At 47.6% G+C, this 10,687-nt stretch carries 8 protein-coding genes; 3 read left to right on the forward strand and 5 right to left on the reverse strand.

Annotated elements, in window-relative coordinates:
• Positions 1–89: 89 nt before the first annotated feature.
• The 4 genes from CVV54_09820 to CVV54_09835 are packed head-to-tail and all read right to left on the reverse strand — an operon-like array spanning position 90 to position 3,120.
• On the reverse strand, positions 90–1,022 hold the full coding sequence (locus tag CVV54_09820) for a pyruvate ferredoxin oxidoreductase (GenBank protein ID PKL03643.1): 933 nt from the start codon (positions 1,020–1,022) through the stop codon (positions 90–92).
• A complete protein-coding gene (gene porA / locus CVV54_09825; GenBank protein ID PKL03644.1) occupies positions 1,009–2,205 on the reverse strand; it encodes a pyruvate ferredoxin oxidoreductase in 1,197 nt (398 codons plus the stop codon). The genes CVV54_09820 and porA overlap by 14 nt, the downstream gene beginning before the upstream one ends.
• Positions 2,195–2,539, reverse strand: coding sequence for a pyruvate ferredoxin oxidoreductase (locus CVV54_09830; protein PKL03645.1), 345 nt, complete (start codon positions 2,537–2,539; stop codon positions 2,195–2,197). The genes porA and CVV54_09830 overlap by 11 nt, the downstream gene beginning before the upstream one ends.
• Positions 2,536–3,120, reverse strand: coding sequence for a pyruvate synthase (locus CVV54_09835; GenBank protein ID PKL03646.1), 585 nt, complete (start codon positions 3,118–3,120; stop codon positions 2,536–2,538). The genes CVV54_09830 and CVV54_09835 overlap by 4 nt, the downstream gene beginning before the upstream one ends.
• A 720-nt stretch (positions 3,121–3,840) precedes the next feature.
• Between CVV54_09835 and CVV54_09840 the strand changes: the two genes are divergently transcribed.
• Positions 3,841–5,655, forward strand: a complete 1,815-nt coding sequence (locus CVV54_09840; GenBank protein PKL03647.1) for a DEAD/DEAH box helicase — start codon at positions 3,841–3,843, stop codon at positions 5,653–5,655.
• Positions 5,656–5,804: 149 nt separating this feature from the next.
• On the forward strand, positions 5,805–6,827 hold the full coding sequence (locus tag CVV54_09845; GenBank protein ID PKL03648.1) for a homoserine dehydrogenase: 1,023 nt from the start codon (positions 5,805–5,807) through the stop codon (positions 6,825–6,827).
• 101 nt (positions 6,828–6,928) lie between these two features.
• Here CVV54_09845 and CVV54_09850 read toward each other — a convergent pair whose 3' ends face one another.
• On the reverse strand, positions 6,929–8,305 hold the full coding sequence (locus CVV54_09850) for a sodium:alanine symporter family protein (GenBank protein ID PKL03649.1): 1,377 nt from the start codon (positions 8,303–8,305) through the stop codon (positions 6,929–6,931).
• Positions 8,306–8,809: 504 nt separating this feature from the next.
• Here CVV54_09850 and CVV54_09855 point away from each other — a divergent pair.
• Positions 8,810–9,994 (forward strand): hypothetical protein, encoded by a 1,185-nt coding sequence (locus CVV54_09855; GenBank protein ID PKL03650.1) that lies wholly within the window; start codon positions 8,810–8,812, stop codon positions 9,992–9,994.
• Positions 9,995–10,687: the final 693 nt, after the last annotated feature.

Raw genomic sequence — 10,687 nt, forward strand, 5'->3', positions numbered from 1 at the left:
CAGGAAATACTGAGGCCCACCCTGCAAAGGTGAGCCTTCGGAATAACTTTTGTGCAGTCTTAAAAGCTGTCATGCCTAAAGGAAATGCGTTAACCTGCGCACTTTTTCAGAAGCCTCTCCCATTCCCTGTCGACATCAGCCTGGCCCTGTGCAACAAGGTCCATCCTCTCCCTGTCCTTTTTGAAAAGGTGGGAGTAACGTCCCTGCGCCCTGAGGAAATCTTCCAGAGGGACCGGGGTTTTGGGTTTATATGAGAGGACGTGTTTTCCTTCTATCACTTCATATACGGGCCAGAAACGGCTGTCAGCAGCTAGCTTACAGACTTTCATCTGGTCCCCGGAATCAATTTTCCAGAAGAGCGGACAGGGGACAAGTACATTTACAAATGCCGGACCCGGCGTCTCGACAGCCCTTTTGACCTTGGCGATAAGGTCCATCGGGTCATGGAGCGTTGTCTGGGCAACATATGGAATATCATGCGCGGCGACTATCTCCGTAAGGTTTTTGGCCCTCTGGAGTTTTCCGGGTATCACGCTTCCTGCAGGCGATGTCGTTGCATTCGCGCTGATGGGTGTGGCACTGCTTCTCTGTGCGCCGGTATTCATGTAGCCCTGGTTGTTATAGCAGATATATGTAAAATCATGCCCTCTTTCAAGTGCTCCGGAAAGAGACTGGAGCCCTATGTCATAGGTACCTCCGTCGCCGCCAAACGCAACAAACTTTATCTTCTCCCTGACAAGACCTTTTCTGCTCAAAACCCTGTGGGCAGCCTCGACTCCTGATACTCCCGCACCGGCGTTTTCAAATGCCACATGCATGAATGGGACTCTCCATGCACTGTAAGGGTAAACCGTAGTTGAGACTTCAAGGCACCCCGTAGCACCTACGACTACGACCGGGTCTTCGACAGCCATCAATGCCTGTCTCACCGCCGTAGGCGCCCCGCATCCGGGACACATCCTGTGTCCTTCCGTAAGTGGATTCTGTTTTTTTGTCAGTTCTTTAAGGTTAATTCCCGCCATTTTCTTCATCCTTTTCAAGCAGACCTATATACCTTGCAGTATCGCTGTAGTCATTTTCCATAAGCCCTGAAAAAACTTTTTCGGCATCTCTGGGGTAGAGATCCCTGCCTCCAAGTCCGAACAGGTACTCCTGCAGCGGCACCTTTTCACTGAGTCCGTACAGTGCGGACTTTACCTCTGCGGCCAGCGGGGCAGTTCCTCCGATGCTCGCACTCCTGTCCAGGACAGCAACGCCTTTTTTGCCCTTCGCAAGTTTTTTAAGGTCTTCTGCGGGGAAGGGCCGGAAAAATCTTACCCTGAGACATCCCGCCTTTACTCCCCTTTCACGCATTTCATCAACTACATCTTTTACAACTCCTGTTGCCGAGGACATGATCACGATAAGGTATTCAGCATCTTCAGCGCGGTAGGCATCAAGCGCCGGGTATTCTCTTCCTGTGTACTCAGCAAGCTCTTTAGTAAGTTCTTTGTAGACCCTCGGGACGTTGTTCATACCCTCTATCTGCGTTCTTTTTATTTCAAAATAATATTCCGACATTGTGAATGAGCCGTAGGAGACCGGGCTGTCTACATCAAGAAGCGGGTATTTCGCTTTCCTCTCACCCACAAACTTTTTGACCGTCTCATCTGAAAGAAGTTCTACCGGCTCATAGCAGTGACTCGTAATAAAGCCATCCTGACATACAAATACAGGCGTCAGCACATCCTCATGTTCCGCCAGCCTGACGGCAAGAAGAACAGAATCGTAAACTTCCTGAGCATCTTCGCAGTATATCTGTATCCATCCCGAATCGCGCTCCGGCATGCTGTCTGAATGGTCGCAGTGGATATTTACGGGCGCGCCAAGGCTCCTGTTTACAAGACCGAATATTATCGGCGCACGGAATGAGGCCGCTATAGGGAATATCTCGTGCATCAGCGCCACGCCGTTCGCGCTTGACGCTGTCATCACCCTCGCACCTGATACAGATGCCCCTACACATGCTGTGATCGCTGAATGTTCGCTTTCCACAGCGACATACTCCGAATCTACCATTCCGTTTGCCACAAACTCCGCAAACTTTACAGGGATCTCCGTTGAGGGAGTGATAGGATATGCGGCCACCACATCGGGGTTGACCTGCCTCATAGCTTCAGCGAAGGCAAGGTTGCCGGAAGTCATTTCTTTTCTCTTATTTAACATGGTCTGCAACTCTCCCCGGATCTTCTCCGTGCTCTCTGTTTTCGTTGTTAAAATCTGCTTCCTGGTGCATGGATATCGCGTTTACAGGACAAACCTGCGCACATACACCACATCCCTTGCAAAAGAACATATTGATTCCGCATACACGTCCCTCTTCATTGGTCTTTATGGAAGAATCCGGGCACTGCAGCCAGCATTTCAGGCAGGATATGCACTTGTTTTGATCAAGCACCGGACGCATGCTCCTCCAAAGACCCGTTTCGACATCAAGAGCCGACGCTCCCCATGCAATCGTCGCGGGAGGAACATCCTGCCAGCATTTGGGTTTGCTCATGCCAATACAGCCTCCTCACGGCCGCGAAGGATAGCCCTCCGGTTTGCTTCGAGGACCGGTGCCGAAAGCTGCTTCATTTTCTTTGTAAAGTGATCGGCAAACGTTTCAACCGAGACGTCTGTGAACAGGTGTGAAAGCGCTCCGAGCAAGGGGGCGTTTGGCCTGTTCTGTCCGAGTTCCTCGAGTGTGATCTTAGTTGCGTCAACTACAAGGACTCTGGCATCCGCTGAAAGGTTCATCCTGCTGCGGAGCGCCAGGGCGTCCTCCGGTGTGTTGACAACATAAACAGCATCGGACATGCAGCCTTCGCATGGATTTGAACTGACTACCATGGTCGGGTCAACTATTACAACTATGTTTGGATTTTCTACGCTGCAGCGGCGGCGGATAGGAGTATCCGATACCCTGTTGTAAGCTCTCATCGGAGCGCCCTGACGTTCTGCACCGTACTCGGGAAATGCCTGGACATGCTTGCCCTCTTCAAAAAGGACCTCGGCAAGTATCGCTGATGCGCTCTTTGCGCCCTGCCCGCCGCGTCCGTGCCATCTTACTTCAAGTGTCCTCTTATTTCCGTTATCCATAATTATTCCTCCATCCATTCTATGTTTCAAAATTTACAGACCGTAAATCCTGTCGGAAGATAAAAAAATGGAGCCCTTCAAAATGAAGGGCTCCATCCGTTCGCTCGGTAATACAGCGCTAAGCGCCGTTCCTGCGAGGAGGAGCCGCGTTAATAATTATAATAATGATGTTCTGGTCCATCATACTTTTATACGACATCAAACTTCCTCCCTTTCCCGCAGATTGGTGAGCATATTAACATCATTTCAAAAACGTGTCAAACATTTTCTTTAACTTTTTCTTATCCTGCATCTAAAAAGTAAGTATTTTGGGCAATTTGATACTGAAACCCGTCCGGCAAATACTTTACTGCAGCAATATCCGTCATTTTCAAGTTTCCGTTTTCTGCTGCAAACTTGAACAAAGGTGTATTTTTAATTCAGATTAGATTATTATGCTCTTGACAATTTTTAAACATCATTCATAATGATTTGCCTGTAGAAAGATTCTACATATGGGGCAACAAAATGGGAGGCCCTTAGGGATTCTCATTTTTTTTGCCATTATCACAAGGCTTAAAAAAGCCAATTGCCGTTGCACGAAAACCTTTCCGCTATCGCGGCCTGTTCCGCTGGGGAGTTTTATGATTGCCTTACCTGAGTTGTGCCACACGTAGGGATTTCATGCAATGGCGCAACAGAGCATCTTTTTAAAGATGCAAAACGGGAGGTAATTATATAATGACACAGGAAACAAAAAAATTCGCAGATTTTAATCTGCGGCCGGAGCTTTTGCGTGCGTTGGAGCGAAAGGGCTTCGAAACACCAATGCCGGTACAGGTATGCGTTCTCGAAGACGAAACGCTCATCGAAAGCGATATTATAGTCCAGGCAAAAACAGGATCAGGCAAAACACTTGCTTTCGCCCTTCCTCTTATCAACGCTTTGGACTTCAAAACCAGGGAACCGCAGATAATAGTTCTTTCACCTACCCGCGAGCTTGCACAGCAGACCGCGCGTGAATTTGCATGGCTGGGTTCTGAAAGCGGCGTGAGAGTGGCAACACTCGTAGGCGGACTTGATATGGAACGCCAGATCAGATCGCTCCGGGATGGCGCAAATGTTGTTGTTGGAACACCTGGAAGGATACTCGACCATGTACGCAGGGGAACTTTCAAAACTTCTTCTATCCACAGTATAGTATTGGACGAGGGAGACCATATGCTTGACATGGGCTTTCATGATGAAATGGAAGCTATCCTACAGTCTATGGACAACGTAGAAAGGACCTGGCTTTTCTCAGCCACGATCCCTCCTGAGGTCATGAGCCTTGCAAGACAGTACCTGAATGCGCCCAAAAAGATATCTCTTGTATCGGACATAACTTCACATGAAGATATAACTCAGAAAGCTTACATAATTCCTTCCCGCAGAAGGTTTGAGGGACTGACAAACGTTCTCATATGGGAAGCGCCTAGCAGAGCTCTTATATTCTGCGGTACCAGGGCGGAGACCCAGGACATATCGGATAAGCTCTGTGATATCGGCTTCAAGGCCACCGCGATACATGGCGACATGAGCCAGAGGGAAAGAAATACAGCTCTCGGAGCACTTCGCGGAGGACGTGTAGGTATCCTTGTCGCAACAGACGTTGCAGCAAGAGGCCTCGACATCGATGCCGTCAGCCACGTTATCCAGTTCGGACTGCCTCAGAACCTTGAATCCTTTGTCCACAGGAGCGGAAGAACCGGTCGCGCCGGACACGAGGGAAGCAACATGCTCCTTCTGACAGCCCGTGAAGCAAAGCAGTTCAAGTTCATGGCTTCAAACGCCGGATCAAAAATGAAAATGGAGTGGATACCTACTCCGGATGCCCTTGAGATCGAAGGACAGGCCAGGATCCGTTTTGAGAAGACACTTATCGAACATGCCCTCGGATCTGATGAATTTCAGTCCTGGGCGGAGAACCTTCTTACACGTGACGAAGCATTGATGCTTGTATCAGGATTGCTTGCAAAAGCATACGGAGACCAGCCTTCAGGATATTCAATAAAGGCTGATGTCGAAGCTGAACTGAACAGGGAAAAATCAAGAAATGACAAAGGCCGCCAGGGACCGGTTCCCTCGGGAAAAAGACCTTCAGAAGGAAGAAAAGAGAGTTCTGCAAGACCCAATATGGGCGGAGGACTCATCGTTCAATTCTCTGAAGGAAAGTCAGACGGCTGGGAAGTGGGAGCACTTCTTGGACTGATGTGCAGGTGCATCGGTGTCGGAAGAGAAGATGTAGGAAACATCAAGCTTCGCGACAACAGCGCTTCTATTGAGCTTTCTGAAAGAGGAGCAGTCCTTTTTGAATCCAGAAAGGACCGCCTCGAAAAAGAAGGGCTCAACGTCACTTCTGCCAGGAAGATAGAATCACGCCCCCATGACTACCATGATCAGAGAGACGGAGGCAAGCCGAGATCCGAGAGCAGAGGTCCTCATCGCGACCGCAAACCGTCAGGAACAAGAGAAAGAGATTCCGATCGTCCGAAAAGGCGCCGGATAACAAAATAGCAGGTCATTAACTGCAACAGATATCCAGCTGCCCGCTAAAAACTCATCTTTGAGTTTTTAGCGGGCGCTATTTTTTTTATTGTGATATACTTTCACATCATCACTTAAACTCAAAAAAACTTTTTTTTGACGATAGAGGAGGCATAGCAATGATACACAACTTAGCATTGGCAGGCTGCGGAAACGTAGGCACTGCGCTTCTCGAGATACTTAACGAAAAGCGTGCCGAGCTATCCGAGAAGCACGGCTTTAATTTCAGGGTGACACTTATAACAGATCTTATGAAAGGTACAGCTCTGGATCCTGAGGGGCTTGATCTTGAAAAAGTATTAAAAAACCTTAAAGAGGGCAATAGCCTTGACTCTTTCCCAAAAACTCAGGGCGCTTTCGGAGTACTTCTTGAGAAATCCCGCGCTACCATGATGGCAGAAGCCACCCCGACAAACCTCAAAACAGGCGAGCCCGGCCTTACTCACATCAGGGCAGCGCTGTCCAGAGGCATACATGTTACGACAACAAATAAGGGGCCTGTTTCTGTTGCTTTTGATGAACTCAGCACACTGGCAAAGAGCTGCGGCGCAAAATTCAGGTATGAAGGAGTCGTAATGAGCGGCACACCATTGCTGCAGATGCTCCGATACGGAATGGCAGGATGCAGCATCCTGAAACTGGAAGGCATTCTGAACGGCACAACTAACTTTATTCTTACAAAAATGAAGGACAATGGATATTCCTATGCAGAAGCTCTTGAAGAAGCTACATCCCTAGGTTACGCAGAGGCTGACCCTTCCGGGGACGTTGAAGGATGGGACGCGGCAGGAAAAGTCTCTATCCTTGCAAAGATCATATTCGGAAAAAATATCTCTGTTTCAGAAATTGACCGCCAGGGCATAACCTGTATAACTCCGGAAAAGATAAAAGAGGCCAATGAAAATGGATATGCAGTCAAGCTCATCGCAGGACTGAGCATGCTTAACGGGATACCTTACGCGTACGTTACGCCCAAAGAGATACCCCTCACGCACCCTCTTGCTTCAATAAAGGGGGCAACCAATGCTGTTTCGATAATAACTGACAACCTCGGAGAGGTCACTCTTATAGGTCCCGGCGCCGGAAGACGTGAGACAGGCCAGGCCCTTTTAGTCGACCTGATAGCAATGTGCAAGGACTGAGCAGGGCAGAGAATTTACTTAGTTGAATACTAAAAAGAGAGGGCCCCTTATCAGCAGGGACCCTCTCTTTTTAGATCAGATCATGGATCGAATGCTGATACCTATTTCCTAAGTTCTCCCGACTTGACCTTTGCATCAAAATCGGCAGTAAGACGCCTCATTTCCTTCGTCAGCAGAAGGAGTCCAATAAGGTTGGGGATGGCCATAAGGCCGTTCAGCGTATCGGAGAGGTCCCAAAGGTTTGTAAGTATCCCTGCTCCACCCCATCCGCCAAGTACTACGAGCACTATCCAGACTATTTTAAATGGCTTGATCATTCCGGGGCCGCATAGATAGACAAGGGCAGTCTCTCCGTACCAGTACCAGCCAAGGATCGTTGAGAAGGCAAATAGGGAAAGTCCAAGCGAAAGTATCATTGTTCCAGCCCCTCCAAGTGTCATCGAGAAAGCCGAGAGCGAAAGCTGTGCTCCCGTGAGCTCAGGCTGGCTGGTCAGAACGCCTGTCGTGAGTATCGCTGTAGCGGTAAGAGTACAGATAACTATAGTATCCATGAAAACTTCAAAAATTCCGTACAGCCCCTGGCGTACAGGATGGTCGACCCTGGCTGTACAGTGGACCATAGGAGCGGAACCAAGACCAGCTTCGTTGGAGAAAACGCCGCGTGCTATACCGCGGGTTATAGCTGTCTTGACCGCCCAGCCTGCAAGAGCACCCGGCAGTGCCATAGGATCTCCGAAGGCTCCTTCAAATGCCATTGATATCGCTCCGGGTACTGCGTCAAGGTGATTGAAGATAACTGCAAAAGCTCCTATTATGTAGAAGATCGCCATGAAGGGAACGAGGTATACTGTTACTGTTGCAATACTTGTAAGTCCGCCCCATATAACGAGACCTGTCAAGACGGCAAGCGCTACCGCAGTGTATATGTGCGGAACGCCGAACCCAAGGAAAATACCCTCGGCAGTTGAGTTTGCCTGTACCATGTTTCCTATGCCGAAAGAGGCCAGGAATGCAAAAAGGGCAAAGATCACAGCCAGCCATTTCATCCCAAGTCCTTTCTCAAGGATATACATGGTGCCGCCCCTGTACTGTCCCAGTTCATCCTTTTCACGGAACCGGACAGCAAGAGTAACTTCACAGAATTTCGTCGTCATGCCGAAGATCGCAGAGATCAGCATCCAGACAAGTGCGCCAGGGCCTCCGAGGTGAAGGGCTGTCGCGACACCGGCGATGTTGCCTGTTCCGACTGTCGCAGCAAGGGCTGTTGCCATAGCTGCGAAGGAGGATATGCTGCCCTCTTCTGCACTTTTCTCCCTTAATCTTCCAATAACTTCCCTAAGCATTGCCCCGAAATAACGTATCTGCGGAAAACCAAGGATGAAAGTAAACCACACACCTGTACCCACAAGCAGGGTAAGCATCCATGGGCCCCAGACGATCCCATTAATAATACCGTTGAGTTTCCATATCGCTTCCACGAAAAACTCCTCCTTATAATTTAAATAATAAAGCAAAAAAACAGGGGAAATACCCCATACTCCTTTGACAGATTATCACGCTGCATTAAATTTGTCTACGATTTTTTATAATTTAAGTCAATTGTTAAGCTGATACCAAAGTCATAAATTAAAGAACGCCGCCATTCAAAGTTTAAACCCGTTCTAAACTAACTGGCTATTAAACAATTTCCCCCTGCAAGTCACCTCCTCGTTACAATCATTTTAATTGTCAGGTATAAATGAGGTCTATTAACAACCTGAATATTCTAAATTTTACAAATAAAATGGCGGTAAGACAAGATAGTGAATTTTAACTTTAATGTAATAAATTCACGGCTTTATTTCAAACATTATTTCAAACGCTTATTGATTTATCCGCTTTGCTGATATAAAATTTGAAAGCTGAAAATCTACATGCAGACCAAATTGATAACTAAAATTATTGCAAACAAATAATTTATTACAGCAAGGCGGGAAAACCTGTTGAAAAAGCTGCTAAAAGGAAAAGTCCACACTTTTGCTGCAGTGCTTCTGGTGATCGGTGCAATATTTTCTGTCCCGGCTTTTTTTTTGTATCAAAATGTCGAAAAGATAGTACTCAAAGAAACAAACAAAAAGGCAGGAACTGTCGCAGTTTCAATATCAAAATTTATTGAACAGGATATAGATGAATATGAAAAGCTTTCCGACGCCGTCGCCAAAAACTTACCTGGCAATTACAACATGGATTACTACAAAAAAATGTCCGGACTCCTCAGAGATATCAAAAAAGAGCCGGAGGCAAAATTCATCTACACGGAAAGATTGATCTCTGAGGATAAAATAGCGTATGTGCTTGACGCAGAAGACCCATCAAGTGAGCACTACTGCCCTTTGGGAACAAAGGACAACATGTCGGACCTGGAAAAGAAAAGTTTAAAAAAAGAAGAAGGCTCTGTCTCGGGCTCAGTTGAGTATGAGAGATGGGGTAAACTGATATCTGCTTTTGCTCCTATAAAAAACAAAACGACAGGTGAAACGGTCGGGCTGGTGGGGGTAGATTTTTCGCCGCTATATGTCGATAGGGCCATGACAGGGATCAGGGCTCTGATAATCGCTGGTCTTCTTGGAGCTATACTGCTTGCCGGTATTGCTGTCAATGTGCTGCTTGCAATAAGGCAAAAAAGTATCAACACAGACTATATGACCAAGCTGTATAACAAGTGTTATTTCGACACTTGCATCAAAACAGCTGTCAAGGAAGCATCAAAATGCGGAAGATCTTTTTCTCTGATGGTAATAGATATCGATGACTTCAAGGATATCAACGACCGTTTCGGACATTTGACAGGAGATGAGGTCCTTAAAGAGATAGCTGCATCGATCAAAAAGTGTATAAGGGATGATGACCTCTGTTTCCGCTATGGAGGAGACGAATTTGTCATAATCCTGCCTAATACGACAAAAGAACAGGCAGGAGTCATTGGGGAAAGGATACAGTCAACGCTTCTTTCCAATGACCTTGGAAGTGAAGGGCTGTCAGATATCAGGATATCACTGAGCATCGGCATCGCCCAGTGGGAACCCGGCGTAAGCGCCTCCGACCTGACAGAATGGGCAGACAAAGCAATGTATTCCTCCAAGAACAAAGGAAAAAACCAGATGACGCTCTCGTGCAGCGAGAAGTAGCTCGAGAGGCAGTGACATGGAACATGCCACGTGAAACTGCCGGAAGATCACCGGCGTAAAACAATTGTGAAACGGTCGAGAGAAACCTCACGGGAGTCAGTTGCAAATCGATTGGAAATCAATTGGGAATCGGTCGTTGGGACGGACGGAACGTGAGACAAGGCCGGACGTGGATCCCCGCATCTCAAAACGCATTCGAAATGTTTTGAGCACTAAGGTTAATTTTACAAGTTTTACTAATCGGAAAACAGTGCTCCCCCAACAAGTGCATACCGGGAAGACGGAAGGGGCAGAGGACCTGGATCCCGTCTCGACCCCATACCGGGAAGACGATAAAAAGCTAGTATCTCAAGTTCTTAAGATCATTTGGCCATTGTTTTACTGCTCCTACAACTGCTTCCCAACCGCTTCCCGCGACCGTTCCTATCGCAGCTTCCCGCGGTATCTTCATGCCGCACTTCGCCATCGTACTTAATACGTCGAAGGAAGGCTCCACAAGTGTTGCTAAGTTAGCGCCGCGCTTTTAAGGTCTTTACGATAGTCCCATATCGCAATTGGGGCAGATCGTGGATGATGACGACGCAACATGTGATGCTTCGAACCGAGACCAGCTATCAAAAGTCAATAGGTAATTAGAAAATAATTAAAAAGCAATAGGTATCATGACAAGTAAATATAAGTGGCAACAACAGA

This window comes from Synergistetes bacterium HGW-Synergistetes-1, assembly GCA_002839185.1.
GTDB lineage: Bacteria > Synergistota > Synergistia > Synergistales > Synergistaceae > Caenicola.

Bases quoted from the DNA above. Each gene is read 5' to 3' on its own strand.
- CVV54_09820 (PKL03643.1), bottom strand. From the start codon at position 1,022: ATGGCGGGAATTAACCTTAAAGAACTGACAAAAAAACAGAATCCACTT.
- porA (PKL03644.1), bottom strand. From the start codon at position 2,205: ATGTTAAATAAGAGAAAAGAAATGACTTCCGGCAACCTTGCCTTCGCT.
- CVV54_09830 (PKL03645.1), bottom strand. From the start codon at position 2,539: ATGAGCAAACCCAAATGCTGGCAGGATGTTCCTCCCGCGACGATTGCA.
- CVV54_09835 (PKL03646.1), bottom strand. From the start codon at position 3,120: ATGGATAACGGAAATAAGAGGACACTTGAAGTAAGATGGCACGGACGC.
- CVV54_09840 (PKL03647.1), top strand. From the start codon at position 3,841: ATGACACAGGAAACAAAAAAATTCGCAGATTTTAATCTGCGGCCGGAG.
- CVV54_09845 (PKL03648.1), top strand. From the start codon at position 5,805: ATGATACACAACTTAGCATTGGCAGGCTGCGGAAACGTAGGCACTGCG.